General features: G+C 61.2%; 23 protein-coding genes. 11 read left to right on the top strand and 12 right to left on the bottom strand.

The genetic code is table 11. The features are described from left to right. Window positions 1-176: 176 nt before the first annotated feature. From NWV16_RS25060 to NWV16_RS25040, 5 genes are all read right to left on the bottom strand, one after another. Window positions 177-638 (bottom strand): N-acetyltransferase, encoded by a 462-nt coding sequence (locus tag NWV16_RS25060; protein ID WP_260521156.1) that lies wholly within the window; start codon window positions 636-638, stop codon window positions 177-179. Window positions 639-753: 115 nt separating this feature from the next. After that, window positions 754-1,587 (bottom strand): ethanolamine ammonia-lyase subunit EutC, encoded by an 834-nt coding sequence (eutC, locus tag NWV16_RS25055; RefSeq protein ID WP_409519312.1) that lies wholly within the window; start codon window positions 1,585-1,587, stop codon window positions 754-756. Then, a complete protein-coding gene (locus NWV16_RS25050) occupies window positions 1,584-2,978 on the bottom strand; it encodes an ethanolamine ammonia-lyase subunit EutB (RefSeq protein WP_260521154.1) in 1,395 nt (464 codons plus the stop codon). Before NWV16_RS25050 ends, eutC begins: the two co-directional genes overlap by 4 nt. A gap of 71 nt (window positions 2,979-3,049) precedes the next feature. Next, window positions 3,050-4,420 (bottom strand): ethanolamine permease, encoded by a 1,371-nt coding sequence (eat, locus tag NWV16_RS25045; RefSeq protein ID WP_260521153.1) that lies wholly within the window; start codon window positions 4,418-4,420, stop codon window positions 3,050-3,052. 294 nt (window positions 4,421-4,714) lie between these two features. After that, window positions 4,715-6,235, bottom strand: a complete 1,521-nt coding sequence (locus tag NWV16_RS25040; RefSeq protein WP_260521152.1) for an aldehyde dehydrogenase family protein — start codon at window positions 6,233-6,235, stop codon at window positions 4,715-4,717. Between the two features lie 298 nt (window positions 6,236-6,533). Here NWV16_RS25040 and NWV16_RS25035 point away from each other — a divergent pair, with 298 nt between their 5' ends. From NWV16_RS25035 to NWV16_RS25020, 4 genes are all read left to right on the top strand, one after another. Further along, window positions 6,534-8,450, top strand: coding sequence for a sigma-54-dependent Fis family transcriptional regulator (locus NWV16_RS25035; RefSeq protein ID WP_260521151.1), 1,917 nt, complete (start codon window positions 6,534-6,536; stop codon window positions 8,448-8,450). 207 nt (window positions 8,451-8,657) lie between these two features. Further along, window positions 8,658-10,007, top strand: coding sequence for a UDP-N-acetylmuramate:L-alanyl-gamma-D-glutamyl-meso-diaminopimelate ligase (mpl, locus tag NWV16_RS25030; protein WP_260521150.1), 1,350 nt, complete (start codon window positions 8,658-8,660; stop codon window positions 10,005-10,007). Further along, complete coding sequence (gene ubiX / locus NWV16_RS25025) at window positions 10,004-10,651, top strand: flavin prenyltransferase UbiX (RefSeq protein ID WP_065259575.1); 648 nt, start codon at window positions 10,004-10,006, stop codon at window positions 10,649-10,651. Before mpl ends, ubiX begins: the two co-directional genes overlap by 4 nt. After that, complete coding sequence (locus NWV16_RS25020) at window positions 10,644-10,928, top strand: YceK/YidQ family lipoprotein (RefSeq protein ID WP_260521149.1); 285 nt, start codon at window positions 10,644-10,646, stop codon at window positions 10,926-10,928. The genes ubiX and NWV16_RS25020 overlap by 8 nt, the downstream gene beginning before the upstream one ends. 30 nt (window positions 10,929-10,958) lie before the next feature. Here NWV16_RS25020 and NWV16_RS25015 read toward each other — a convergent pair whose 3' ends face one another. The 3 genes from NWV16_RS25015 to NWV16_RS25005 form a co-directional block, all read right to left on the bottom strand. After that, complete coding sequence (locus NWV16_RS25015; protein ID WP_065259578.1) at window positions 10,959-11,600, bottom strand: oxidoreductase; 642 nt, start codon at window positions 11,598-11,600, stop codon at window positions 10,959-10,961. A 27-nt stretch (window positions 11,601-11,627) separates the two neighbouring features. Beyond that, entirely contained in the window at window positions 11,628-13,355 is a 1,728-nt protein-coding gene (locus NWV16_RS25010; protein ID WP_260521148.1) for a C13 family peptidase, read from the bottom strand. 110 nt (window positions 13,356-13,465) lie between these two features. Next, window positions 13,466-13,921, bottom strand: coding sequence for a MaoC family dehydratase (locus NWV16_RS25005; RefSeq protein WP_007909575.1), 456 nt, complete (start codon window positions 13,919-13,921; stop codon window positions 13,466-13,468). A 193-nt stretch (window positions 13,922-14,114) separates the two neighbouring features. Between NWV16_RS25005 and NWV16_RS25000 the strand changes: the two genes are divergently transcribed. From NWV16_RS25000 to NWV16_RS24990, 3 genes are read left to right on the top strand one after another with little or no spacing between them, the layout of a single operon-like run. Then, window positions 14,115-14,477: a CidA/LrgA family protein gene (locus tag NWV16_RS25000; protein WP_260521147.1), complete on the top strand. Its 363-nt coding sequence runs from the start codon at window positions 14,115-14,117 to the stop codon at window positions 14,475-14,477. Continuing rightward, window positions 14,477-15,193, top strand: coding sequence for an LrgB family protein (locus NWV16_RS24995; RefSeq protein WP_260521146.1), 717 nt, complete (start codon window positions 14,477-14,479; stop codon window positions 15,191-15,193). Before NWV16_RS25000 ends, NWV16_RS24995 begins: the two co-directional genes overlap by 1 nt. Before the next feature lie 10 nt (window positions 15,194-15,203). Beyond that, window positions 15,204-15,794, top strand: a complete 591-nt coding sequence (locus NWV16_RS24990) for an LON peptidase substrate-binding domain-containing protein (RefSeq protein WP_260521145.1) — start codon at window positions 15,204-15,206, stop codon at window positions 15,792-15,794. Window positions 15,795-15,800: 6 nt separating this feature from the next. Here NWV16_RS24990 and NWV16_RS24985 read toward each other — a convergent pair whose 3' ends face one another. From NWV16_RS24985 to NWV16_RS24970, 4 genes are all read right to left on the bottom strand, one after another. Next, the gene (locus NWV16_RS24985; protein ID WP_260521144.1) at window positions 15,801-17,507 is read right to left on the bottom strand and encodes a hypothetical protein; all 1,707 of its coding nucleotides are present in this window, start codon (window positions 17,505-17,507) and stop codon (window positions 15,801-15,803) included. Window positions 17,508-17,511: 4 nt separating this feature from the next. Further along, window positions 17,512-20,958 carry a calcium-binding protein gene (locus tag NWV16_RS24980; RefSeq protein WP_260521143.1) on the bottom strand — a complete coding sequence of 1,149 codons (3,447 nt, stop codon included), beginning with the start codon at window positions 20,956-20,958 and terminating at the stop codon, window positions 17,512-17,514. Between the two features lie 139 nt (window positions 20,959-21,097). Further along, window positions 21,098-22,414 carry a bifunctional DedA family/phosphatase PAP2 family protein gene (locus NWV16_RS24975; RefSeq protein WP_260521142.1) on the bottom strand — a complete coding sequence of 439 codons (1,317 nt, stop codon included), beginning with the start codon at window positions 22,412-22,414 and terminating at the stop codon, window positions 21,098-21,100. A 54-nt stretch (window positions 22,415-22,468) separates the two neighbouring features. Beyond that, window positions 22,469-23,164 carry a DNA-3-methyladenine glycosylase gene (locus tag NWV16_RS24970; RefSeq protein ID WP_260521141.1) on the bottom strand — a complete coding sequence of 232 codons (696 nt, stop codon included), beginning with the start codon at window positions 23,162-23,164 and terminating at the stop codon, window positions 22,469-22,471. Between the two features lie 177 nt (window positions 23,165-23,341). On the opposite strand from NWV16_RS24970, the gene NWV16_RS24965 reads away from it, so the two are divergent. The 4 genes from NWV16_RS24965 (at window position 23,342) to rlmH (ending at window position 26,348) form a co-directional block, all read left to right on the top strand. Next, window positions 23,342-24,613 (top strand): glutamate-5-semialdehyde dehydrogenase, encoded by a 1,272-nt coding sequence (locus NWV16_RS24965; RefSeq protein ID WP_260521140.1) that lies wholly within the window; start codon window positions 23,342-23,344, stop codon window positions 24,611-24,613. After that, window positions 24,582-25,304 carry a nicotinate-nucleotide adenylyltransferase gene (gene nadD, locus NWV16_RS24960; protein WP_065259587.1) on the top strand — a complete coding sequence of 241 codons (723 nt, stop codon included), beginning with the start codon at window positions 24,582-24,584 and terminating at the stop codon, window positions 25,302-25,304. Before NWV16_RS24965 ends, nadD begins: the two co-directional genes overlap by 32 nt. A 72-nt stretch (window positions 25,305-25,376) precedes the next feature. Further along, window positions 25,377-25,871, top strand: a complete 495-nt coding sequence (gene rsfS, locus NWV16_RS24955; protein WP_260521139.1) for a ribosome silencing factor — start codon at window positions 25,377-25,379, stop codon at window positions 25,869-25,871. Window positions 25,872-25,880: 9 nt separating this feature from the next. Next, window positions 25,881-26,348 (top strand): 23S rRNA (pseudouridine(1915)-N(3))-methyltransferase RlmH, encoded by a 468-nt coding sequence (rlmH, locus tag NWV16_RS24950; protein ID WP_095181903.1) that lies wholly within the window; start codon window positions 25,881-25,883, stop codon window positions 26,346-26,348. Window positions 26,349-26,356: the final 8 nt, after the last annotated feature.

The following is a 26,356-nucleotide window of genomic DNA, read 5'->3' as shown; positions in this document are numbered from 1 at the left end:
GGTGTAAGCCTACAAGCGGGTGTAGTTTTTCTTACAGGCCGGAAAGCACAGGATTATACGATCTGACAGGTGAAAAGCGCGTTGGTTTTGTAGCGGGGCGTTTCGAGGGGAAACGAGGCGCAAGCCCCTGTGGCGAGGCGGACTGTTCCTTCGCCACGATGGCCTGTTAGAAAAAATCAGAGTTCGTCGCTGATCGGCAGAATGTAGTTCTTGAACTCGGTGTCTTCCTTGAATCCGATGGATTCGTAGGTTTTCTGCGCCACTTCGTTGTCGCTGCTGGTGGAAACGCGCATCCGCACGGCCTGGGTTTCCTTGGCCATGCGCTTGGCGGTGCGGATCAGGTTGTCGGCGACCAGTTGGCGGCGGGCATCTTCGGCGACATAGATGTCGTTGAGGATCCACACGCGCTTGAGCGACAGCGAGGAGAAGCTCGGATAGAGCTGGCAGAAACCCAAGAGCTTTTTGTCGTCGTCATCGGCCAGGGCCAGATAAATGACCGATTCCTTGCGCCGCAGGCGTTTTTCGAGGAATGCCCGGGACGAGTCCGGATAGGGCAGGGAGCCGTAGAATTCACGATATTTGACGAACAGCGGGGCCAGCAGGTCCAGGTGTTCGAGGGTCGCTTGAATAATCCGCATGATAGGTCTCGTCTTCAAGTGGCTGTCTTCAACTGCTCTGACGGCGATGGGAAACCCGGGCGGCCGTGCGTCGATCCTGCCTGAAACCGGCGCACCAAGGCAATGCGGAAACGGTTCAGGCGGGGGGCGGATCGAGTAGGAAATTACTCTTCATATCTGCACCGGCTTCCGATTCCAGCGTCTGAACCTGCGCTTCGTCCTTCAGATTGACCCCCGACAGCTGCCGTCTACAGGCTTCGCGCATCAGATACAGCAGGCGATGGGCCGCCATGCCGTAGCTCAAGCCTTCCAGCCGCACATTGGAGATGCAATTGCGGTAGGCATCGGTGAGGCCGACCTTTGGATTGTAGGTGAAATATAAACCGAGGCTGTCCGGCGAGCTGAGACCCGGGCGCTCTCCGATCAGCATCACGACCATTTTTGCACCCAGCAACTGGCCGATTTCGTCGCCAATCGCCACTCGGCCTTGCTCAACCAGCACCACGGGTGCGATTGACCATTCGTCGGCGGTCATCTGTTCTTCCAGTCGGGAGATGAACGGCAAGGTGTGGCGATGCACCGCCAGCGCCGAGAGGCCATCAGCCACGACAACGACCAGATCCACCCCGCCCGGATGCGCCAGGGCGTATTCGCGCAGGGTTTGCGCCGATTGATCGCTCAACTTGCGTCCCAGATCCGGGCGTTGCAGGTAACTGTTGCGATCCGTCGCAGCGCTGTGCAACAGCAGGCTGTCGCGCTGGCGCTCGGCCAGTTGAGCGCTGATCCCGGCGTGATCGAAGGGCAGATGCACCGCATCCCGGGCCTGTGCGTGGGCGAACTGGAAATCCAGCTGCGCCCGGGTCGGCAGGCTGGTGCCGGTGCGGCCGAGGGCGATCCGCGCCGGGGTCAGGCGACGCAGCTCAAGCCAGGGGTTTTGTGGATCGACTGGCGGTTTTTCCATCTGACTCATCCCAGTTGCGCCAACGCCTGGCGGAACGCCGGCGGCAGGTTGTTGCCGAAGCGGACCTTGCCGTCCGCCTGGGTGAAGATGCCCATGTTTGCCAGCCACTGCTCGAACTCCGGCGCCGGTTTCAGGCCCAGAGTCTGGCGCGCATAGAGCGCGTCGTGGAACGAGGTGGTCTGGTAGTTGAGCATGATGTCGTCGGAGCCGGGGATACCCATGATGAAATTGATCCCGGCCACGCCCAGCAAGGTCAACAGGGTGTCCATGTCATCCTGGTCGGCCTCGGCGTGGTTGGTGTAGCAGATGTCGCAGCCCATCGGCACGCCGAGCAGCTTGCCGCAGAAGTGGTCTTCGAGGCCGGCGCGGATGATCTGCTTGCCGTTGTAGAGGTATTCCGGGCCGATGAAGCCCACGACGGTGTTCACCAGAAACGGCTTGAAATGCCGCGCCACGGCGTAGGCCCGGGTTTCGCAGGTCTGTTGATCGACGCCGTGGTGGGCGTTGGCCGACAACGCGCTGCCCTGACCGGTCTCGAAATACATCAGGTTTTGCCCGAGCGTGCCACGATTGAGGCTCAGGCCCGCCTCGTAACCTTCCTGCAACACGTTCAGATTGATACCGAAACTGGCGTTCGCCGCTTCGGTGCCGGCAATCGACTGGAACACCAGATCCAGCGGCACTCCCCGGTTTATGGCTTCTATTGAGGTGGTGACGTGGGTCAGCACACAGGCCTGGGTCGGAATGTCGTAACGCTGGATGATCGCGTCGAGCATTTCCAGCATCGCGCAGATCGAGGCGATGCTGTCGGTGGCCGGGTTGATGCCGATCATCGCGTCGCCGTTGCCGTACAGCAGACCGTCGAGAATGCTCGCGGCAATGCCGGACGGCTCGTCGGTCGGGTGATTGGGTTGCAGCCTTGTGGATAACCGTCCGCGCAGGCCGAGGGTGCCGCGAAACTTCGTCACGACGCGGATCTTCTGCGCCACCAGCACCAGATCCTGCACGCGCATGATCTTCGACACGGCGGCGACCATTTCCGGCGTCAGGCCGGGGGCGAGGGCACGGAGGCTGGACTCGTCGGCCGCTTCGCTCAGCAACCAGTCGCGAAAGCCGCCCACCGTGAGATGGCTGACAACTGCAAAGGCCTGCTTGTCATGGCTGTCGATGATCAGTCGGGTGACTTCATCGGCTTCGTAGGGAATCAGCGCTTCCTGCAGAAATTGCGTAAGCGGGATGTCGGCCAGCGCCATTTGCGCGGCGACCCGCTCGCCATCGTTGAGCGCGGCGACACCGGCCAGAAAATCCCCGGAGCGCGCCGGGCTGGCCTTGGCCATCACGTCCTTGAGGCTGTCGAAGCGGTAGGTCTGGGCGCCGACGGTATGGGCAAATGCGGCCATGGGGCGCGGTCCTCCTGAATGAATGCTTTTAGTGCAGGCACCGAACCTGAGGCCCGGTGCCGGTGCAACTTCTAGATACCTTCGAGCATAGCGTCTGCCGGTGCTTCGGAGCGTTGCTTGGCGGTCAGTTGGAAGTACAGGTAACCGGCAGCCATGAACCCGAGGAACACGCCACCGATCAGGGTGTTGAACCAGGCCATCGCCACCAGGCACACCAGCGCCAGAAACAGCGCGATCCCCGGCACGATCGGATAGCCCGGAGCGCGGAAGGTGCGCTCAAGGTTCGGCTCGGTTTTACGCAGTTTGAACAGGCTGAGCATGCTGATGATGTACATCACGATGGCGCCGAACACCGACATGGTGATCATCGCAGCGGTGAGGCTCATTCCTTGCAGATTGACCAGGCCGTCGCTGTAGATTGCGGCAATGCCGATCACACCGCCGGCCAGAATCGCTCGGTGCGGGGTCTGGAAACGCGAGAGTCTGGCCAGGCTTTTCGGCAGATAACCGGCCCGGGCGAGGGCGAAGAACTGCCGCGAATAGCCCAGAATGATCCCGTGGAAACTCGCCACCAGACCGAACAGGCCGATCCACACCAGCATGTGCATCCAGGTCGAGTTGTTGCCGACCACCGCTTTCATCGCCTGAGGCAGCGGGTCATTGATGTTCGCCAGTTGTCGCCAGTCGCCGACGCCGCCGGCCATCACCATGACGCCGATGGCCAGGAACACCAGGGTCAGGATGCCGCTGACATAAGCCTTGGGAATCGTGCGTTTCGGGTCCTTGGCTTCCTCGGCCGCCATGGCCGCACCCTCGATGGCAAGGAAAAACCAGATCGCGAAAGGAATGGCGGCGAAGATCCCGGGAATCGAGCCGAGACTGAATTCACTGGAGCCCGACCAGCCATTGAGCACGAAGTTGCTGAAGCTGAAGCCCGGTGCGACCACGCCCATGAACACCAGCAGTTCGGCGACGGCGAGCACGGTGACCACCAGTTCGAAGGTCGCGGCAATACTCACGCCGAGAATGTTCAGGGTCATGAACACGAAATATGCACCGACCGCCGCGACTTTCGGATCGAGCTCCGGATATTGCACGTTGAGGTAAGCGCCGATGGCCATGGCAATGGCCGGTGGGGCGAAGACGAATTCGATCAGGGTGGCGATGCCGGCGATCAACCCGCCTTTCTCACCGAAAGCCCGACGGCTGTAGGCAAACGGCCCGCCCGCATGGGGAATGGCGGTGGTCAGTTCGGTAAAACTGAAGATGAAACAGGTGTACATGGTCGCGACCATCAGGGCCGTGACCAGAAAACCCAGGGTTCCTGCGGTGCCCCAGCCGTAACTCCAGCCGAAGTATTCGCCGGAAATCACCAGGCCGACGGCAATGCCCCACAGGTGCAGGGTGCCGAGTGTGGGTTTGAGCTGTGTGGTGGAAGTCATAAGTCCTCTCTGTCTTTTTTATTGTTCGATCTGTTGGACTTTCGGGTGCAGCGGTTGAGTGGGTGGATGCTGTTCACGCAGCGGCGGTGTTCACACAAATCCTGAATGACGGGTACGCAAGGCCCGTGCCAGAGCGGCCAGGCTTTGTGTTGTGTCACCGAGGACGCCATCGCTGGCAAGCCAGCTCCCACAGTTTTCTGTGGTGTTCGGACTTGCGCAGCTCCCTGTGGGAGCTGGCTTGCCAGCGATAGCAATTTGGAGGGCGACACCGATAGTTCGGTGTCGCCCGGTTTTTCAGAAGAAGCCCAGCGGGTTGATGTCGTAGCTCACCAGCAGGTTTTTGGTCTGTTGGTAGTGGTCGAGCATCATCTTGTGGGTTTCACGGCCGACACCGGACTTCTTGTACCCGCCGAACGCGGCGTGCGCCGGGTACAGGTGGTAGCAGTTGGTCCACACACGACCGGCCTTGATGGCCCGGCCCACGCGATAGGCGCGGTTGATGTCGCGGGTCCAGAGGCCGGCGCCGAGGCCGAACTCGGTGTCGTTGGCAATCGCCAGGGCTTCGGCTTCGTCCTTGAAGGTGGTGATGCTCACCACCGGGCCGAAGATTTCTTCCTGGAACACGCGCATCTTGTTGTTGCCCTTGAGCAGGGTCGGCTGGATGTAATAACCGGAAGCCAGGTTGCCTTCGAGTTTTTCCACCTTGCCGCCGGTCAGCAGCTCGGCACCTTCGCCCTTGGCGATTTCCAGGTACGACAGGATCTTGTCGAATTGCTGCTCGGACGCCTGGGCGCCGACCATGGTGTCGGTGTCGAGTGGGTCGCCGCGTTTGATCTGGCTGACTTTCTTCATCACCGCTTCCATGAATTGCGGATAGATCGACTCCTGAACCAGGGCACGGGACGGGCAGGTGCAGACTTCGCCCTGGTTGAAGAACGCCAGCACCAGACCTTCGGCGGCCTTTTCAATGAAGCTTGGCTCGGCCTGCATGATGTCTTCGAAGAAGATGTTCGGCGACTTGCCGCCCAGTTCCACGGTGGACGGGATGATGTTCTCGGCAGCGCATTTCATGATGTGCGAACCGACCGGGGTCGAGCCGGTGAAGGCGATCTTGGCGATGCGCTTGCTGGTGGCCAGGGCTTCGCCGGCTTCTTTGCCGAACCCTTGCACCACGTTGAGCACGCCGGGTGGCAGCAAGTCGCCGATCAGTTCCAGCAGCACGCTGATGCCCAGCGGGGTTTGTTCGGCAGGTTTGAGCACCACGCAGTTGCCGGCAGCCAGCGCCGGGGCGAGTTTCCACGCGGCCATCAGGATCGGGAAGTTCCACGGGATGATCTGGCCCACCACGCCCAGTGGTTCATGGATGTGATAGGCCACGGTGTTGCCGTCGATTTCGGCGGCGCTGCCTTCCTGGGCGCGCAGGCAGCCGGCGAAATAACGGAAGTGGTCGGCGGCCAGCGGGATGTCGGCATTGAGGGTTTCACGGATGGCTTTGCCGTTGTCCCAGGTTTCGGTGATTGCCAGGGTTTCGAGGTTCTGTTCGATGCGATCGGCGATTTTCAGCAGGATCAGCGAGCGGGCCTGGGCAGACGTCGCGCCCCAGGCATCGGCAGCGGCGTGGGCGGCGTCCAGAGCCTTTTCGATGTCTTCGGCGGTGGAACGCGGGAATTCGGCAATCGGCTGGCCATTCACAGGCGAGGTGTTGGTGAAGTACTGACCTTTGACAGGCGCGACGAACTCGCCGCCGATGTAGTTACCGTACTTGCTCTTGAACGAGACCTTGGCGCCTTCAGTACCGGGGTGAGCGTAACGCATGACGATTTCTCCTTGGCTTTTGTATTTGTCGGGAGGCGCATGTGCGCTTGCCATAAGCGTAGAGCAAAGGCCGGGCCACTGCCGTGCAGGTCAGGAAAATCAAGGTTTTGCGTGATTTCTATCGGACAAGTGGCAAGCGGCTGTGACGGTATCGGTACAGCCCGGGTGACAGTTTGTACCGCTTCTGGCACAACCCGTGACCGGGCGGTCTTGCCAGCATTGCAAAGACCGGTTGGCTGGAGGATGCTGAGCACCACTTCACGCATGGGCCGATGAGCCTCGGGGAGAATAATAAGAAATGCACGACAACCATTTGAGTCGCCATGCCCGACAGGTTCTCACCGTCACCCAGGGCAAGCCGCATCTGCATGGCCCCGGTGCCGATCCGTCGATTGCCCGTTCGTGGCTGCGTTGTCTTGAGGACTATCACCTCGATCCGGCCCTGACCATGGCGCCGACCGTGCTCGAACACGGTCGAATCCTCGAAAGCCGCGAACGGCTGCAACAGGTGTTGCAGATCGCCGGCAATGAAATGAGCAGCCTGCATCAACAACTCTCCGGCGCCGGAAACGCGGTGCTGCTGACCGACGCGCGCGGGGTGATCCTCAACTGCGTCACCGCTCCTGCCGAACGCAAGATCTTCGAGCGCGCCGGCCTCTGGCTGGGTTCAGACTGGAGCGAGGCCTGTGAAGGCACCAACGGCATCGGCACCTGCCTGGTTGAACGTCAGGCCCTGACCATTCATCAGGACGAACACTTTCGCGGGCGCCACACCGGCCTGACCTGCTCGGCGAGCCCGGTGTTCGATCCCCACGGCGAACTGCTGGCGGTGCTCGACGTGTCCTCGGCGCGGCCGGACGTTTCGCGCCAGAGCCAGTTTCACACCATGGCGCTGGTCAATCTGTCGGCGAAGATGATCGAGAGCTGTTACTTCCTGCGTTGTTTCGATAATCAATGGTTGCTGCGTTTCCATCTCCAGGCCGAGTCCGTCGGGCTGTTCAGCGAAGGGTTGCTGGCGTTTGACGGGGAAGGGCGGATCAGTGCGGTCAACCAGAGCGCATTGAACCTGCTGGGGCACATTCGTGGTGGTTTGCTCGGCAAACCGGTAGAAGCGTTTTTCGATTGTTCGCTGGATGAGCTGCTGGGTCGCGCCAGTGCCCAGGCCTGCGCCAGCTGGCCGTTGCGCACTCGTGACGGACGGCATCTGTTTGCCGTATTGCGTGGAGAGGCGCGCAAGCCGTCTACCGTCCTGCCGAAACCGACAGTTCCCGAATCACCGCGCATGGCCGGCATTTGCCTGGGTGATGCCGGGCTGCAGACGGACTTTCGCAAGGCTTTGCGGGTATTCGAGCGCGACGTGCCGCTGTTGATCAATGGCGAAACCGGCTCTGGCAAGGAGGCGTTCGCCAAGGCTGTGCACAACGCCAGTCAACGCGCAGGCAAAGCGTTCGTCGCCCTCAACTGCGCAGCGATTCCCGAGAGCCTGATCGAGAGCGAACTGTTCGGCTATCGCGGCGGCAGTTTTACCGGCGCACGCAAGGACGGCATGCGCGGCAAATTGCAACAGGCCGATGGCGGCACGCTTTTCCTCGACGAAATCGGCGACATGCCGCTGGCCTTGCAGACCCGTTTGCTGCGAGTACTGGAGGACCGGCAGGTGGTGCCGATCGGTGGCGAGCCGGAAGCGGTCAACGTGCGGATCATCAGTGCCACTCACCGCAATCTGCTGGAGCGAGTGGCGGACGGCAGTTTCCGCGAGGATCTGTATTACCGCCTCAATGGGCTGGAAGTGGCGCTGCCGCCATTGCGCGAGCGCAGTGACAAATCCCAATTGCTGGATTTCCTGCTGGCGCAAGAGGCGAGTGGTGAAACGATCCTGGTCGAAGAACCGGCGCGCCGGGCCTTGCTCGGGTTCAACTGGCCGGGCAATGTGCGGCAGATGCGCAATGTGCTGCGCACGCTGGCGGCGTTGTGCGATGAAGGGCGGATCGGACTGGAGGATCTGCCGGCGATGTTCCGGCAGGTACAACCGTTGTTGGTCAAAGTCGATGAAGTGTCGTCCGGACAACCACTGGAGGATGCCGAACGGCTGGCATTGCTTAATGCGCTGGAGCACACGCGCTGGCACATGACCCATACGGCCGAGCAACTTGGCGTCAGTCGCAACACCCTTTATAGAAAGCTGCGCAAACACGGGATTGCCCGCAGCGCCTGAGTCCCCCTCCTGATCATTCCCACGTCGAGGCGTCGAACCGTCCGCGTGGGAATGCCTCCCCGGACGCTCCGCATCTGCTCCGGGACGCAGAGCGTCCTTTGTTGGGGTCAGTCCGGAGCGTGGGAACGATCATGTCGGGTGATCAGCTAAAGAGTGCGATTTCCCCCTCCCTGCGCTAACCTGCGGCCATGTTTTACGAGGTCGACTATGCACATTCATATTCTGGGTATCTGCGGGACTTTCATGGGCTCGATGGCGGTTCTGGCCAAAGAGCTGGGCCATCACGTGACCGGCTCCGATGCCAACGTCTATCCGCCGATGAGCACTCAGCTCGAAGCCCAGGGCATTCAGCTGACCCAGGGTTACGACCCGGCGCAGCTCGAGCCGGCACCGGATCTGGTGGTGATCGGCAACGCCATGTCTCGGGGCAATCCGGCGGTGGAATATGTGCTGAACAAAGGCCTGCCGTACGTCTCCGGCCCGCAGTGGCTGGCCGACCATGTGCTGCAAGGTCGCTGGGTGCTGGCGGTTGCCGGTACGCACGGCAAGACCACCACCAGCAGCATGCTCGCCTGGGTGCTGGAACACGCCGGCATGAGTCCGGGTTTTCTGATCGGTGGTGTTCCGCAGAACTTCTCGGTGTCGGCGCGTCTGGGTGGCACGCCGTTCTTCGTGATCGAGGCCGACGAGTACGACAGCGCGTTCTTCGACAAGCGTTCGAAGTTCGTCCACTACCGTCCGCGCACCGCGATCCTCAATAACCTTGAGTTCGATCACGCGGACATTTTCCCCGATCTGGCGGCCATCGAGCGGCAGTTCCACCACCTGGTGCGCACCATTCCGAGCGAAGGACTGGTGATCCATCCGACCACCGAACCGGCTTTGCAGCGGGTGATCGAAATGGGCTGCTGGACCCCGGTGCAAACCACCGGTGCCGGCGGTCAGTGGCAGGTCAAGTTGCTGAAGGATGACGGCTCGGCGTTCGAAGTGATGTTCGAAGGCGAGTCTCAGGGCGTGGTCGAGTGGGAATTGACCGGTCAGCACAACGTTGCCAACGCCCTGGCCACGCTGGCCGCCGCACGTCACGTCGGTGTCGTGCCATCCATGGGCATTGCCGGGTTGAGCAGCTTCAAGAGCGTCAAGCGCCGGATGGAGAAAGTCGCGCAAGTGCGCGGCATCACCATCTATGATGACTTCGCCCACCACCCGACCGCGATCGCTACCACCCTCGATGGCTTGCGCAAACGCATCGGTGATGCACCGCTGATCGCGATCATCGAGCCGCGCTCCAACTCCATGAAGCTCGGCGCCCACCGTGACGGTCTGCCGGACAGCGTGGTGGATGCCGATCAGGTGATCTGGTACGCACCGGCCAACCTCGGCTGGGATCTGGCTGGCACTGCCGCGCTGTGCACCGTGCCGTCGATCGTCAGCGATTCGCTGGAAGGCATCATCGAACGCGTGAAGAGCCAGGCCCAGCCCGGCACCCACGTGGTGATCATGAGCAACGGCGGCTTCGGCGGCCTGCACGGCAAACTCGCCGAGGCGCTGAAATGAACACTCGCTTTCAGGACGGCGGCCCGGAACGCATCACGCTGGCGATGACCGGCGCATCCGGCGCCCAATACGGCTTGCGCCTGCTGGATTGTCTGGTGCGCGAGGATCGGGAGGTGCATTTCCTGATCTCCAAGGCTGCGCAACTGGTGATGGCCACCGAGACGGATGTGACGCTGCCGGCCAAGCCGCAATCGATGCAGGCGTTCCTGACCGAATACACCGGTGCCGCCGCCGGGCAGATTCGGGTGTATGGCAAGGAAGACTGGATGTCGCCGGTGGCCTCGGGCTCCGGGGCGCCGGCGGCGATGGTGGTGGTGCCGTGCTCAACGGGTACGCTGTCGGCCATCGCCACCGGCGCCTGCAACAACCTGATCGAACGGGCGGCGGACGTGACGTTGAAGGAGCGTCGCCAGTTGATTCTGGTGCCACGCGAAGCGCCGTATTCGAGCATTCACCTGGAGCACATGCTCAAGCTGTCGAACATGGGCGTGACCATCCTGCCTGCTTCGCCGGGCTTCTATCACCAGCCGCAGACCATCGACGACCTGATCGATTTCGTGGTGGCACGGATTCTCAATCTGCTGGGCATCCCCCAGGACATGCTGCCGCGCTGGGGCGAGCACCATCTGAGCAGCGATGAATAAGCTGCTGGCGATCCTGCTGATGTTGCAACTGACCGGCTGTGCCACGGCGCGCACGCTCGATGCGGCGAAACCCGGCGCGCCGGTGGTGTATTCCGGCACGCGACTGGATCTGTATGCGATGAATGGCGGGTGTTGCGCGATGGATCGGTTCGGCGCCGAAGCCCCGCAATATCCCGCGGTGGATCTGCCGGCCAGCGCATTGCTCGACACACTGCTGTTGCCGTTGTCGTTACTGACGGTGATCGGTGTAGGGTTTCAGGCGACCGGCGGCCTGTAGAAAAGACCGCAGCCCATGGCTGCGGTCTTTTTATTTGCCCAGCTTCCTCAGTTCATCCGACTCGACGATGCGCACGCCGTCCTGTTCCTCCAGCGCCAGGCGCCACATGGCTCGGGCCAGCTGGCAGGCTTCGATGCCGCGGTACTTGCCGGGAATCAGTTTCGAAAAGGGGGCGGCCAGTTGCTCGCCCAGGCGAGGCTCGCTGCGCTCCCCAAGCAGCAGGGATGGCCGGCAAATGGTCAGTTGCGGCCAATCCTGCGCGCGCAATGCATGTTCCATCTCGCCCTTGACCCGGTTGTAGAAAATCGAGGACCGGCGATCGGCTCCGAGGGCGCTGATCACGATCAGGTGCCGTGCCCCCATTTCCCGGGCACGCTTGGCGAACGCCACCACCATGTCCAGATCCACGGCGCGGAATGCCTCTTCGGAACCGGCCTGCTTGATAGTGGTGCCGAGACAGCAATACGCGATGTCGACCCGGCCGGCCAGTTGCGGCAGGAAGGTCTGCGGATCGCCGACGGGGTTTTCCAGGTGCGGATGTTCGGCCAGCGGCCGGCGTGAAGGGGCCAGGACACGGGTGATCGTGGGCTCGTTGAGCAAACGGTCGAGCAGGTGCTCACCGGTCAGCCCGGTGGCGCCGGCAAGCAAGACATGCTGAGGCGTCAAGTACATAGTGTCTCTCCCTTGATACTGTTCAGCTTAGTTGCTGTTTGTCGCTCCGTCGTTCAACGCAGCACTTTGCAACGCTTTTCTCGCCTGTTGCTTGCGCAGTAGCTGCCAGTGCGAAAGCACGGTTTTCGGTGCCCAGATCTGCGGTTCGGACGCTTCGAAATTGTCCGCCAGTTCGCGCTCGGCAACGGTGGCTTTGGCCAGTTTGAAGGCTTGCTCCAGATCGTCAGTCTGGTTCAGCGCCTGGGCAAACAGGGCATCGCCGAAATAGGTGAAGTTGGCCTCTTCGGAGCAGCCGAACGATACGCGGTCGGCGCGCGAGGCGGTCATGATCAGTGTGCGTTCGTCCTTGAGTGCCGGAATGAAGCCGCCGGAATAGCACGCCGAAATCACGATGATCTTGTCGCGGTTCTTCAGCGGCGCGAGCACGGTGGCGAGTTCGTCGGCGGGCAGATCGGCCAGCTCCATGCGCGGCTGGTCGAGGACCAGTTCGTGTTCGGCGGTGCCATGGCTGGTCAGGTAGATGAAGATCAGGTCTTCCGGACCGCTGCGTTCGGCCAGGGTCTGGGCGGCGCGACGCAGGTTTTCGCGGGTGGCCATCGGTCGGTCGCCGAGGTGGTCGCGATGGTTGACCAGGCGGATCTGGCCAACGGCGCCGAAACGGCTGGTGAGCATGTTGGCCACGTAGTCGGATTCGCGCAGGAACACGCTTTGCTTGCCGTCGCCGCCGAGGGTCAGGGTGTACAGCTCCACTGCCGGGGTCGAGGCCGGCACATTGGCCAGCGCCTCGTCGAGCAGACGGCCCTGAGCCAGCAGGCCGAGTTCGAGGGTGTCGGGCAACAATTTGCCGTCGGCGTCGCGCACGCGCTGGCCGTTGATCCAGGTGCCGCTGAGCACGGTGCCGTCGGTGAGCACCAGGGTGCCGCGTCCCGAGTAGCTGTCGCTGTCGAATCCGCCGATGTAGAAACTGCCATCGGACAGATTCAGACGGCCCTGGCCACTGAAACGCCAATCGTTGAAGTAGCCGATGTAATGGCTGCCGTCGGCACCGATCAGTTCGCCCTTGCCGGTCAGCGCGCCTTCCTTGAACTGGCCGAGCCAGACGTCGCCGTCAGCGTTTTCGTAACGGCCCTTGCCGTGCAGTTGATTGTTCTTGAAGCCGCCGACATAGATGTCGCCGTCGGCGCTGTTGAAGGTGCCGTTGCCTTCGAGCTGGCCATTGATGAAGTGGCCGCTGAACTGATTGCCGCTGGCATCGCCGCGCTGACCTTCGCCGTTGGGTTTGCCGTGCAGGAACTGGCCCTGATAGGAGCTGCCGTCATCCAGCTCCAGGCGACCGAGCCCGGAATACTGGTCGTCCTTGAATTCGCCGCGATAGGTCATCGCGTTTTCCTTGAGGGTGCCTTCGCCTTCGCGCCGGCCCTGCTTGAAACCGCCGGTGTAGCTGCCGCCATGGGTGGTCAGCGTGCCCTGGCCGTCGAACAGGCCCTGCTGGAAGTTGCCGCGATAGACCTCGCCATTGCTGCCGTGCCATTCACCCTGGCCGTGCCACTGCCCCTTGTCGAAGGTACCGGCGTACCAGCTGCCGTTGGGGTAGTCGACCCGGCCCTGGCCTTGCAGCAGGCCGTTGACCAGTTCGCCGCGATAGCGGCCGCCATCGGGCAGACGTGCGTCCGGGGGCAGCAGCGATTCGCCGTCGCCGCAAGCGGTGAGCATCAGGGTCAGGGCAAGCGGTGCAAGAGCAGCAAGTTGGCGCATAGCGGGATCCGGGCAATTAGGCGACCGAGTATGCCGCAGCTATGTGACCTTATACAGCCGGCAGAGAGGAGTGGATGCGAAACCGCGTGAGCCGTTTCGCATCCCGGCACTCAGACGAAGCAGAGTGACAGCGGTTCGGCGATGTAGGCCGGTTTGTCCGAGCCTTCGATCTCCAGGGTGGCGGTGGCCTTGAGCAGCCACTGGCCGGGTTTCTTCTCGGTCACTTCACCGAGGTCGACCTTGAGCCGGACCTTGGAGTTGACCTTGACCGGCTGGATGAAACGCACGCTGTCCAGACCGTAGTTGACCACCATCTTCACACCTTGCGGCAGGATCAGGATGTCTTCCATCAGTTTGGGGATCAGCGACAACGACAGAAAACCGTGTGCAATGGTGCTGCCAAATGGCGTTTGCGCGGCTTTGACCGGATCGACATGGATGAACTGATAATCCCCGGTGGCTTCGGCGAACAGGTTGATGCGTTCCTGATCGATGGTGAGCCATTCGGAACGTCCGAGTTCCTTGCCGACATAATCTTTGAGCTCTGCAACTGGAACATAGGGCATTGAGACTCTCCTTGGGTTCATCGGTTTTATCGTTTTTCAGGTGGGGGATTTGCCCGCCCTGCGAACCACTGTAGATCATCATGGCGATTTGCTCAGGTCAACCGACCATGCTTTTGGCGAATGCCGGTCCATAGCGCAGGCGTGCTTATAATGCCGACGACTTGCGGGTTGGAAAGTAAGATGGAGATGACGGATGTTGCTACGCGGCCTGACGTGGCTGGTGCTGTTTCAATTGCTCGGCACGGCCCTCAATCATTTGCTGTTGCCGGTGCTGCCGGGGCCGATCATCGGCCTTTTGCTGTTGCTGGCGTTCCTGATCGTGCGCGGTGAAGTGGGCGAGCCGCTGAACCTCGCTGCCGGCAGTCTGTTGCGCTATTTGCCGTTGTTGCTGGTGCCGCCGGCGGTGGGCGTGATGGTTTACGCCACGGCGATTGCCGCGGATTTCTGGGCCATTGTCGGTGCGTTGGTGCTCTCGCTGATCCTGTCCATGGCGTTCGCCGGGGTGCTGATGCAACGACTGGTCAAGCATCACGCGCCGCATTCGGAGGAATCCTGATGCTGTTTGACTGGCAAGGTGCCTGGGCTTCGGTGATTCACCATCCGCTGTTCGGCATCGGCATCACCCTGGGCGCCTATCAACTGGTGCTGGCGGCCTTCGAGAAAACCCGCTGGATCTTTCTGCAGCCAGTGCTGGTTTCCATGCTGCTGGTGATCGGTGTGCTGGTCGGTTGCGGCCTGACTTACGTCGAGTACCGCAAGAGCACCGAGATCCTCAGCATTCTGCTGGGCCCGGCGACCGTCGCGCTGGCGGTGCCGCTGTATCTGAACCTGCGGCGCATCCGCCAATTGTTCTGGCCGATTTTTACTACGCTGGTGATAGGCGGGGTGGTTGCCACGGGTATGGGCGTGGCGCTGGGCTGGTGGTTCGGTGCCGATCACATGATCCTGATGACCATGGCACCGAAGTCGGTGACATCGCCGATTGCCATGCTGGTGGCCGAGCAGATCGGTGGCGTCGCGGCGCTGGCGGCTGTGTTCGTGTTGATCACCGGGGTGATCGGCGCGATCTTCGGCCCGGCGTTGTTGACCCGCCTCGGTGTGCACAGCCCTGAGGCGCGCGGCATGGCGCTGGGCATGACCGCGCATGCGGTCGGCACGTCGGTGGCGTTGCAGGAAAGTGACGAGTGCGGCGCCTTCGCGGCACTGGCGATGAGTCTGATGGGCGTGGCCACGGCGGTCTTCCTGCCGTTGGCGGTGACAATGGTGGTGTAAGGAAATGTCTATGAGTCTGCCGCTTTTCCCGCTGAACACGGTGCTGTTTCCCGGCTGCAACCTGGATCTGCAGATCTTCGAGGCACGTTACCTGGACATGATCGGTCGCTGCATGAAACAGGGCGGCGGCTTTGGCGTGGTGTGCATCCTCGAAGGCCATGAAGTCGGCGCTGCCCCCGAAGGTTTCGCCATGGTCGGTTGCGAAGCGCGAATCACTGATTTCCAGCAGCAGGACAATGGATTGCTGGGCATCCGGGTGCAGGGCGGGCGCCGCTTTCTGGTGCAGCGAACCGAAGTGCAGCGTGATCAACTGATCGTCGCCGAGGTCGAGTGGCTGGACGAAGAACCCGAGCAACCCTTGCAGGATGAAGACGCCGACCTGGTGGCCCTGCTCAAGGCTCTCGCCGAGCACCCGATGGTCGAGGCGCTGAACATGGGCATCGAGGCGGCAGGGCAGCAGTCGCTGGCCAATCAACTGGCGTACCTGTTGCCGTTCGCCGAAGAGGACAAGATCGACCTGCTGCAACTCGATGACCCACAGCAGCGACTGGATGCGATCCAGGCGCTGCTCGACGAGTTGCAGGGCGAACTGTTCGCCTGAAGCGGCTTATTCGGGCCAGACGATATCGTTGGCGAACCACTCCTTGCCTTTGTCCAGCGTCAGTATCGGTTTGCCGGCCTCGGCGACCTTGTCGATCAGAGTGTCATATTCATATCGGTTGTAGGCGCCTTGATGGGTTCGCTCCTCTATATCCATTCGAGATTCGTATCCCGCCTCATGAGCAATGTCTTCGACTTTCGCAGCGCGCGTGTGGGTCGAGTCGAGCATCCACAAGCGTCCCAGCTCTATGCCTCGTTTGGACGTCGATATCAGTGCTTCGAGCTCGTCATCGGGAAACCACGCCCCCTTGTCTCCAGCTGCGCCGTTGAGTAGATGATTTTCCTCTCTCAGGACGATTTCCATTTTTCGCGTGTCGATGACATAAGCGAATATGACGACCTGATTGTGTCGGATGGTTTCGTAATTTCGTTCGGAATCCAGCTCCACGTCCGAGGCATCGGACCAGTCGTTGTCGGACTCCCCTGATTCGTTGTCCGACTCTCCAGGCTTGCGCCCAGGGTATTTGTTTTTCTGGCTGTTGTAGCGCAGGTATTCAGGATCGGGCGAGTCAATGCCTCTGCCGGCATATTGATGAACCAATTTGAGGCTGACGGTGGCACTGATCGGTTTCTCGGTCGTTGCTCCGCGAGGATGTTTTAACCGCGGCAACATCCGGCCATCGTTGTAGAACTCGAACGGCGTGCGCTCATCGGCTCTGAACAGGGCCGGGATGTCTGTCCGGAACAAACAGTCGCTGGCGTTGCGCAGATAACCCAGTTTTGCCAGGAATCCGTCGAGGAATTCGCGGCTGACACTTTCGCTGAAGTCGGGGTAATCACCCAGATCGCCGAGGCCCAGCCGGCCATTCCTCAGCGGCAGGAGTAAAGGTTCTATTTCCTCATGCAGAGCGTCAAAGCGTGAAGGATCGTCGGCATCAACGGAACGGGTCCTGTGTTGCGTTACCCATTCGGGAAGTGCTGAAGGATTGACGATCAGGTCGTCGCGCAATCGGATGTGTTGAAGGGGTGACAGGTTGCAGGAGCGCAGTTCCATGATTCGCTCACCGTGAGTCATTTGTGGATACAGCTGTGCGAAATACGTACTCAGCAATTGCGACTTGGTCACTTTCAAGTGTGCGGGCATCGATGTGATTCGCGGCTGTCTTGTGGGCACCGCCGATGTCCCGCCAGAGTTGTCTGCATTCGGCCGTTTGAGCGGATTGCCTGTACCGCTCTGTCGAGCAGGGCTCCAGGTCGACTCACCGGCATTCCTGAAAAGCGCAGGCCCCGGCGCAAGCTTTTTGTACAGATCCATTGCCCGATAGGTACCCAGGCTTATATCGAACTCCACGTACACCGTGCCGACATCTTTCACATCGACGAACTTGCGTCCGACCACATAACGCAAGCCTTCTTCGTTGGCCGGTTGCATATTGCGCAGCAATCCGGGGCTCAACAGATAGCTGCTCAGCGCGGTTGCCGGGTCTCGCTGCAGGTCGGGCAGGTCCGAGACTTTGATTCTCGAGGTGCCGGGTATCGCTGCGGCTGTCTGGTTTTGGCCCGGGTGTCCAGGGTTCGGTGTCGTCGGGGCGGGGAGCGACGGATGTGCCTGCTGATCCGGTATCTGCGGTCGCAATCGGGGAACCTCTAACGATAGATCGGCGGGTGTGCCGGTACGTGGCAGGGTTGGCAATGAAGGATTTTTGGGACGCATGGAGTCATTCCTTGACGATGGTCAGGTGTTCGATCGATATCGAACGGGTCGTGTCGCTTTCGAGCCTCCAGCGATTGTTGAGGATGTTGTAGAAAATCCTCCCGGGAGCGCCATCATGAAGACGAAGGTTCAACACCGGCAGATCATGGGTTTCCAGCTCTTCGCGTTGCCGGTGAGCGGCGATGTCCAGAATCATCGCCTGAATCGTTGGATAACCCTGTGCATCGACGGCGCAGAGTCCGATCACTTCAAACAGGGCATTGATCCGGTAACGGTTCCCGGATGAAACCACCACCTCAACGGTTTCCAGCGGCAACTGTGGATCGTTGCTGTCCGGCAGATGAACATGAATGCTGCCGATTTTGATTAGATCGTCCTTGATGGAGAGATCGCCGGGGCTGATCCGCTCCTGCAAATGACCGGTGTGAATGAGCCAGGTAGAGGAGCCCGAAACGAAGGCGTCCGCTTGAGCAGTAGACAGCCGCACGGAAATACCTCTGGCGGGATACAGCTCATAGGTTGCGGATCGCCCCTCCAGCCAATAGCTGGTGTTGTGCTCGTCAGCCTGAAAATCGACCCGCTGTGGAGTCCTCTTCAGCGTGCGCTTCGTGATGCCGGGCTTGAGGAATGTGTATCGTCCTGCACGTTCGCGCAGCGATGCCCGGCTTCGAATGACGGTATAACCGGTCTTTTTTGCATCATCGATATACGAGTTGCGCGGAACGTCGAGGTGGTAGGAAACACCGTCGCGCATCACCAGAATGACCGGATGATTGATCTTCCAGCCCGAAGCCATGATGCCGCCACCCTTGTCGGTTTTCTTGTCTGGCCTTTCTTTCACGATCCCATGTAAGGAAAGCAGGCCTGACGGGTGATTGAACGTGATGGTGAAGTGGACATCCCTGTAGCCAAGAAACGTCAGTGCACCTGTCTCGGTTTTTGAAACGGTGTAGATGGCCCTGACTTCATTGATTTCGGTGCTGTCATGCTCAACGTAGATCGTACTGGACGCGGCCTGATCGTTTTGCGTGGCTATCAGCGTCGAATGACGTGTCTGGCGGGAAATGAAGTAGGACGAATGTGCGTTTTTCGAAATCCTGCAGGGATAGTCATTGACCGGGGCCGGGGAAGTCCTGTTCATGCCGACTGTCAGGACAGTGACGCTGAGCGTCAGCTCGCCGGTTCCCACGATGTTGGCAGGCCATATCGGTTGCAGGTGGAAGCCGTCCTGGGTAATGAACACCCATTTGTCATTGTGCAGTGAGCGCTTGCGACCGACTGTCCGGTAGACCGCTTCAAGCACCAGTTCCCGTCGCGGAGTTCCGGGCGAATCGTCGCGCAGCGATTCGATCACCAGCGCATCATCACGCAAGTACCAGCGCTGGATGGCTTCAAGCGTCACGCCCAGATAGACCGTGCTCGTCTCTGCACCGTCATCGGTGATGGATACGGTACGGCACATCGGGTCGAGAATATAGGTGTCGTTACCCGGCCCGCCGACGACGGTCCCGTGGATGCCGCGAACGGAAATCCGGTCATCGCCCGCACCGGCGTCAACGTGGTCGTCACCGTTGGCGGAAATGATGTCCGCCTGATCGGACCCCGTCACGCGATTGGCCGCACCGGCGAGCGTCTCGACCTTTTCGATGGACTTGAGCGTCGAGTGCAGCACAGGTCCCCGCGCCGGGTTCGCGGGACGCAACTTCAGCGTGCCTTTCTTCAGGTCAATGTCATAACCGAGATGGCGCGGTGGGTCGGGAATGTGATCGAGATGCCTGTGCGTGCCTTGCAGCCATAGCAGATCGATACCGTCCCCTCCTGACAGCTCGCTGACCTTGATCGGGTCGAGCGAGAGCGATTCGCAAGCCGACTGAAAGAGAAACGAATCATCCTTCTCGCCGCCTTCGAGGACTTTCCTGCCCGTGCCATAGCTGAAGAAGTTGGTTTTTTTCCGTAAGCCTTGCACGGTGTCATTGCCTGCACCGAGGCTCCAGAAAACGCCTTTGGCCGGATCGGTTTTTGTTTTGGCAATGATGACGTCCGAGGTCGGCAGGCCATCCCTTGCGTCATAACGGTCATCGGTGTCACTGATGGCTGGCCGATCCTCGGTGACGTACGGGGTTTCGCCACGGGATTCATCCCACTGAAAGCGATAGAGGCGAGTGGGCTGCATCTTCACCTCGAACCGGCCATTGACGATTACGTCGATACTCTCCTTGAATTCATTGTCCAGCCAGCCAAGGCTGCGGGTCTTCAGGGCTTTGGCGTAGTCCGCAGTGGTTTTGGCGACCAGGTAGCGATCCATCAGCGCCTTGTCCTGGTCCTGACCGGTGAATGCAAACCAGCCGGCACGCCAGCGTTCGATCACGGTCAGTTCGATGTAGTCGTCAATGTCGTCGACCGCCCGGACGGCGCCATAGATCTTCGCCCCGACGATCATGATTGCGGCAGCGGCGATACCCACCGGGCCTGCAGCCTGAAATCCCGCCAAAGCGGCACAGCCGAGCGCCAGTGAAAGTACGCCGCTGAATACACTCAGCCCACCGGTGACATACAGGTCCTGCGCTTCCTTGCCCTGGGCCTTGGCCGCATCGTTGAAGGATTTGATGGCGGTGTAGATATCGAAGGGCAGCGTCAGCACGCTGGCGATCAATCCGGCTCCGCGACACAGCCATTTGCCCATGGAAGTCTTGCCGAATTGTTCGAAGGCCATGGAGCCCTGGCGGATCATATGTTCGCCGGTTTTGCTCAGGGCGTACTCGACCCCCAGTGAAGTGATTTCCGAGAGACCACCGCCGACGTTGATCAGCGCTTCAGCCGTGTCACCTTTCTTCAGTGCGTCGATGGCGCCGATGTAAGCGCTGTAGAGTCCGTACGCCTGCATCCCGACGCCCATGCTGGCCATCCCGCGGCTTTTGGTTTTATCGACCCAGTCCGGCAGGTGTTCGGGCAACGGGTCTCGGCGAATGTCCAGGCGTTGGGTGGCGTTCAGCAGGTGGTTGATCTTGTTCATGGCGTCAGCGAATTCACCGGTGGGCCTCTCTCGCATGAGCGGCGGGGCATCGGGAGAGCGCTGGGTGACGATTTCGTACAGCAGGGGCGGGATCTGAGCGTTTTCCGGTGAGGGGACGGATCTCATGCGTTGTTCGACCTGAGCCGTATCGAACTCCAGTGCATCGATGAACGCTTGGTCAGGTTCGGAAAAGTAGGTGTTGGTCGCCGAGAGGTTTTCCCCATCGATTCGGCCGCCCAAGGCTTGGAGCGTCTGGCGGCTGACGCTGAATTCTCCGATGCGCAGAGGGCCGAACAGGGTGTCGAGATCCGCAAGCCCGGGTTTTTGGCCCGAGGGCTGAAGGGGCGGTTCCGGGTGGATGTTCAGGTCGGATATTTTGATCGGAGCTGGCGGTCGGTCAGTCCGGTATAGATCGTTTGATTGATTCTTCAAAGTCATTGCTCTTTTCACAAGTCCGTTTGTGGTGCTGCTGCCGGAATGTGGCATGGGGCACGGACTTGTTCATGAGCATTTGCTTTGCCAAATGTTTGATGACGTTCACCGGCGCCGGGGGCGCCGATGAGCGTTGAGTGCGGGCTCAGTAGGCATATCGCAACAGGGTATGTGGCAGATGCCGCAATACAAAGAAACCGAACAGGGCGACCAGCGCCGGCAGCACCAGCCACCAGACTTTTTGCGGCATCGCTTCAAGGGGGGACTGGCGCTGGATCAGCCACAGGCTCGCTGCGCAGACGCAGGCGGCGAGCATGGCGCCGGCCAGGACATCCGTCGGCCAATGTGCCCCCAGATACACCCGTGACAGCGCGATCGCCAGCGCCGGAATGCAGCCGATCAACAGCCAGGTCAGGCGCAGTCTTGGCGGTTGTCCACGTCCGGCCAGCACCGCGAGCGTCAGGAACAGTGCGAACGACCCGGACGCATGGCCGCTGGGCATGCTGTAACTGGTGATCGGGTCGGTCAGCACCTCCGGGCGCACCCGGGCGAAAAACAGCTTGGTTCCGGTGTTGGCCAGTGCGGTGACGAGCAGGGTACTGCCGGCGAAGATCGCCTGACGCCACTGGCGGCACAGCAGCAACAACCCTGTCAGCAGGGCACTGAACAGCAACATGTTGCGGAATTCGCCGATCAGGGTGAAAACCACTGCGACCTCGTCGAGCGCTGCACTGCGGTGCTCCTGCACGAGGGTCATGACGCCTTGGTCGAGTGCCGTCAGATAGGGATAGCCGATGAACAGCGCAATCAGGATCGACAGGCTCATGCTGCTGATCCAGATCGTCGCCCGGCGGTGACGGCGCAGGCTGCTGTTGGCGCTCAGGCCGACCATCACCGCAATGCTGGCGGCGACGATCCCGGCCTGCAGCCAGAAACCTTCCGGCAATGGCAGACGAATCGCCGCCCCGGTGGCCCAGCCCGGCAGCAGGTAGGCGATGCTCCAGCCCGCCGCAGCCAGCAGACTGACGGCAACGAAGCGCGGGAAGGGCATGTCGCACATTCCGGCGACCATCGGCAGCATCGGGCGCAGCGGGCCGATGAAGCGTCCGACCAGCAGGCTGGCGATACCGTAACGCTGGAAATAGGTCTCCGCGCCGGCCATCCACTCCGGGTGATGACGCAGGCCCGGCAGGCGTCGGATGTTCTGGTGGAAGTGGCGACCCAGGAAATACGAAATCACATCCCCGAGAATCCCGCCAAGAAACCCCAGCAACAGGGTTTCGCTCAACGACAGCGCACCGCTGCCCGCCATGACTGCCACGGCGAACAGCAACACCGTACCGGGCACGATCAATCCGGCAATCGCCAGACATTCCACGAACGCCACAATGAGCACGGCGGCGGCCAGCCACTGCGGATTGGCGGCCAGCCACCCGGTCACGCTATCGAGCCATGGGCCCATACAACACACTCCATTTCATTGATGTCCCTGGCCGGCGCAGCGCAGAGGGGAAATTCACAGCAGAAAATAATCGCGTCCTTCGACCTGACCCCGGCGCAGCGGGTTCCGGGTGCACCACTGGGCGTAGGATGCGTCGACGAAGCGATACATCAAATGCTCGTCACGCCCGTGGGGAATGCCCAGGCGGGTGGTCTGGATAATGTGGCCAGGCGCGGGGCCGGTGTCTTCCACCAGCAAAATTTCGTGATCGAAGCGTTTGGCATCCCAGACCGGGACCTTCAAACCCAATGCCTTGCACAGCAGGGTCTGCCCGGCGCAGAGCTTTTGCGGCGGTCGCGGGCGACCCTGAGCGTCGGGATTGTTCAGCAGCATCTGCGCCAGACTGGCCGGTCCGCTGATCTCGTCCACCCACGGATAGGCCGATTTGATCAGCACCGCATTGCCAGGCCCTTGGGCACTGAAGTTCAGCGAATCGCCGCCACGGGCGTAGTACATATAGATGTGGCCGCCATCCAGAAACAAAGCCTTACGCTTTTCCGTGTAGCCGAGGGAGGCGTGGCTGCCTTTTTCCTCGCAGTAATACGCTTCGGTTTCAATGATTCGGGCGCTGAGCCACAGGTCACCGACCCGGTGGCGGATGACTTTGCCCAGCAGATCCTGGGCCAGCACTTGGGCATCGCGGTCGAAAAAAGCGTCCGGAAGGCCCAGCGGCAGGCGCTCGGCGCGGGCGCGAACGGTCAGGTTGGACATGGCAAACGGTGTTTATCCAGGCGAAAGAGGTCGTGATGATAACAATCCGAGCCTTAATTACGGCTGAACATCGGCAAATCGCCGTCCATTTCGACCATCCGCCCGTCACCGCTGTTAGTCCCGAGACGCGACAGCTATAATCTGCCGCTTTCCTCTTTGCCAAGACCCCAGCAGACCATGACTGAGTCCGTTCTTGACTACATGACCCGATTGGGTCGCGCCGCCCGCGAAGCTTCCCGGGTCATCGGCCGTGCCAGCACCGCGCAGAAAAACCGCGCCCTGCTGGCTGCCGCCAATGCTCTGGACGCCGCCCGCACCGAGCTGGCGGCAGCCAATGAACAGGATCTGGCCGCCGGCCGTGCCAACGGTCTGGAGCCTGCATTGCTGGAACGTCTGGAACTGACCCCGGCCCGCATCGACGGCATGATCGTCGGCCTGCGCCAGGTGGCGGCCCTGCCGGACCCGGTCGGTGCGATCCGTGACATGAGCTTCCGTCCGTCGGGCATTCAGGTCGGCAAGATGCGCGTGCCGCTGGGCGTGATCGGGATCATCTACGAATCCCGTCCGAACGTGACCATCGACGCCGCCAGCCTGTGCCTGAAGTCCGGCAACGCGACCATCCTGCGTGGCGGTTCCGAGGCGATTCACTCCAACCGCGCGATTGCCGCCTGCATCCAGCGCGGTCTGGCCGAAGCCGAACTGCCGGCCGCCGTGGTGCAAGTGGTGGAAACCACCGACCGCGCCGCCGTTGGCGCCCTGATCACCCTGCCCGAGTACGTCGATGTGATCGTGCCGCGCGGTGGCCGTGGCCTGATCGAGCGCATCAGTCGTGACGCCCGGGTGCCGGTGATCAAACACCTGGACGGCATTTGCCACGTTTATGTCGGCGAGCATGCCGACCTGCCGAAAGCCCGGCGCATCGCCTTCAATGCCAAGACCTATCGTTATGGCATCTGCGGCGCGATGGAGACCCTGCTGGTCGATCAACGTGTTGCGAAGGATTTCCTGCCGTCGATGGCGGAACAGTTCCACGAAAAAGGCGTCGAGCTGCGTGGTTGCGAGCGCACCCGGGCGATCATCGAGGCTGTAGCGGCGACCGAAGAGGACTGGAGCACCGAGTACCTGGCACCGATTCTGTCGATCCGCGTGGTCGACGGCCTGGACCAGGCCATCGAACATATCAACCGTTACGGCTCTCACCACACCGATTCGATCGTCAGCGAAAACCTCGCCGACACCCGGCAGTTCGTGGCTGAAGTCGACTCGGCGTCGGTGATGATCAACACCCCGACCTGTTTCGCCGATGGATTCGAATACGGATTGGGTGCCGAGATCGGCATTTCTACTGATAAGCTGCACGCCCGTGGCCCGGTGGGCCTCGAAGGACTGACCTGCGAGAAGTACGTTGTGGTCGGTGATGGCCAGTTGCGCGGCCAGGCGACGGTCTGACTTGTCCGACCTCGACCCGAAAGTGCCGAAGTCCGGCAGAAAGCCCCGTCCCCGGCGTATTGGCGTATTGGGCGGAACCTTCGATCCGGTACATGTCGGCCATTTGCGTGGCGCGCTGGAAGTCGCCGAGGCGCTGGGGCTCGATGAGCTGCGCATGATGCCCAGCGCCCGCCCGCCGCATCGCGATACCCCGCAGGTATCGGCGCAGGATCGGCTGGCAATGGTTGAATGCGCGGTGGCCGGAGTGCCGCCGCTGGTGGTGGACGCCCGGGAGCTTCAGCGGGACAAACCGTCCTGGACCATCGACACCCTGGAGTCGCTGCGTGCCGAAATGGCCGCAGGGACCCAGGTTTTTCTGCTTTTGGGCTGGGACGCATTTTGCGGCCTGCCCACCTGGCATCGCTGGGAGGAGTTGCTCCAGCATTGCCACATCCTGGTGCTACAGCGCCCGGATGCCGACAGCGAACCGCCGGATGCCTTGCGCAACCTGCTGGCAGCGCGTTCGGTGAGCGACCCGCTGGCCCTGAAAGGGCCGGGCGGACAGATTGCATTCGTCTGGCAGACACCGCTCGCGGTCTCCGCCACCCAGATCCGTCAACTGCTGGCCAGCGGTAAGTCGGTACGTTTCCTGGTGCCCGACGCGGTCCTGGCCTACATCGATGCGCACGGTCTGTATCGTGCGTCGAACTGAACAAGGCGTGCTTCACTGATACGGGTCAACGTATCGCCAAGCCGCCGAATACATGAGCAAAACGAGTTTTATATGACTGACAAAGATGTAAGCAAAGTTAAGCGCAAAGGTACTTTCAAGAGCGCCCCGTTGCCGGAAGTCGCCAGCACCCAGGAGCCGCTGAAAGGCGACGAACTGGTCAAGGTGGCCGTGGCAGCCCTGGAAGACGTCAAGGCCCAGGACATCCAGATCATCGATGTGCGCGACAAGCAGAGCATCACCGACTACATGATCATCGCCACCGGTACGTCCAACCGCCAGATCAACGCGATGCTGGAAAAGGTTCGCGAAGAGGTCAAGAAGAACGGCGCTCGTCCGTTGGGCGAAGAGGGCAAGGGTGACAGCGACTGGGTACTGCTGGACCTGGATCTGGTGATCGTGCACATGATGACCGCCTCGGCCCGTCAGTTCTACGACCTGGAGCGCCTGTGGGCCGGTGCCGAGCAAAGCCGTGCGAGTGATGGCAAGCATCACAGCCCGGAAAACACCCACGAGCATTTCGCCAAGCTCAACAAAGACCAGCTGTAAGGGATCGCTGTGCGCCTGCGACTGATCGCCGTCGGTTCACGCATGCCCAAGTGGGTGGAAGAAGGCTGGCATGAATATGCCAAGCGTCTTCCGTCCGAGCTGGCACTGGAACTGGTGGAAATTCCGCTCAATACCCGTGGCAAGAATGCCGACGTGGCGCGCTTCATCCGTCAGGAAGGTGAAGCCATGTTGGCCAAGGTCGGGCACAACGAGCGGGTCGTCACCCTCGAAGTGCACGGCAAGCCCTGGAGCACCGAGCAACTGGCGGTAGAACTCGACCGTTGGCGGCTGGATTCGCGCACGGTCAATTTCATGGTCGGCGGCCCGGAAGGGCTGGCGCCTGAAGTCTGTGCCCGCGCCGACCAGCGCTGGTCGTTGTCGCCGTTGACGCTGCCGCACCCGTTGGTGCGCATCCTTATCGGCGAACAGTTGTATCGTGCCTGGACCGTGCTGTCCGGCCACCCTTACCACAAGTAATCCTGCCC

The sequence above is a fragment of the Pseudomonas sp. BW7P1 genome, assembly GCF_024981055.1.
GTDB lineage: Bacteria > Pseudomonadota > Gammaproteobacteria > Pseudomonadales > Pseudomonadaceae > Aquipseudomonas > Aquipseudomonas bananamidigenes.
Note: the sequence above shows the minus strand (reverse complement) of the source record. Positions and strands in the feature narration are given on the sequence as shown.

Coding starts and splice junctions, on each gene's coding strand:
- NWV16_RS25010 (WP_260521148.1), bottom strand. CDS start 13,355: ATGCGCCAACTTGCTGCTCTTGCACCGCTTGCCCTGACCCTGATGCTC.
- NWV16_RS25020 (WP_260521149.1), top strand. CDS start 10,644: ATGAATAAGCTGCTGGCGATCCTGCTGATGTTGCAACTGACCGGCTGT.
- rsfS (WP_260521139.1), top strand. CDS start 25,377: ATGACTGACAAAGATGTAAGCAAAGTTAAGCGCAAAGGTACTTTCAAG.
- NWV16_RS24990 (WP_260521145.1), top strand. CDS start 15,204: ATGAGTCTGCCGCTTTTCCCGCTGAACACGGTGCTGTTTCCCGGCTGC.
- nadD (WP_065259587.1), top strand. CDS start 24,582: ATGGCCAGTTGCGCGGCCAGGCGACGGTCTGACTTGTCCGACCTCGAC.
- NWV16_RS24980 (WP_260521143.1), bottom strand. CDS start 20,958: ATGACTTTGAAGAATCAATCAAACGATCTATACCGGACTGACCGACCG.
- NWV16_RS24995 (WP_260521146.1), top strand. CDS start 14,477: ATGCTGTTTGACTGGCAAGGTGCCTGGGCTTCGGTGATTCACCATCCG.
- NWV16_RS25040 (WP_260521152.1), bottom strand. CDS start 6,235: ATGCGTTACGCTCACCCCGGTACTGAAGGCGCCAAGGTCTCGTTCAAG.
- NWV16_RS24965 (WP_260521140.1), top strand. CDS start 23,342: ATGACTGAGTCCGTTCTTGACTACATGACCCGATTGGGTCGCGCCGCC.
- NWV16_RS25035 (WP_260521151.1), top strand. CDS start 6,534: ATGCACGACAACCATTTGAGTCGCCATGCCCGACAGGTTCTCACCGTC.
- eat (WP_260521153.1), bottom strand. CDS start 4,420: ATGACTTCCACCACACAGCTCAAACCCACACTCGGCACCCTGCACCTG.
- NWV16_RS24975 (WP_260521142.1), bottom strand. CDS start 22,414: ATGGGCCCATGGCTCGATAGCGTGACCGGGTGGCTGGCCGCCAATCCG.
- NWV16_RS25060 (WP_260521156.1), bottom strand. CDS start 638: ATGCGGATTATTCAAGCGACCCTCGAACACCTGGACCTGCTGGCCCCG.
- NWV16_RS25000 (WP_260521147.1), top strand. CDS start 14,115: ATGTTGCTACGCGGCCTGACGTGGCTGGTGCTGTTTCAATTGCTCGGC.
- NWV16_RS25015 (WP_065259578.1), bottom strand. CDS start 11,600: ATGTACTTGACGCCTCAGCATGTCTTGCTTGCCGGCGCCACCGGGCTG.
- NWV16_RS25005 (WP_007909575.1), bottom strand. CDS start 13,921: ATGCCCTATGTTCCAGTTGCAGAGCTCAAAGATTATGTCGGCAAGGAA.
- eutC (WP_409519312.1), bottom strand. CDS start 1,587: ATGAGTCAGATGGAAAAACCGCCAGTCGATCCACAAAACCCCTGGCTT.
- mpl (WP_260521150.1), top strand. CDS start 8,658: ATGCACATTCATATTCTGGGTATCTGCGGGACTTTCATGGGCTCGATG.
- NWV16_RS25050 (WP_260521154.1), bottom strand. CDS start 2,978: ATGGCCGCATTTGCCCATACCGTCGGCGCCCAGACCTACCGCTTCGAC.
- NWV16_RS24985 (WP_260521144.1), bottom strand. CDS start 17,507: ATGCGTCCCAAAAATCCTTCATTGCCAACCCTGCCACGTACCGGCACA.
- NWV16_RS24970 (WP_260521141.1), bottom strand. CDS start 23,164: ATGTCCAACCTGACCGTTCGCGCCCGCGCCGAGCGCCTGCCGCTGGGC.
- ubiX (WP_065259575.1), top strand. CDS start 10,004: ATGAACACTCGCTTTCAGGACGGCGGCCCGGAACGCATCACGCTGGCG.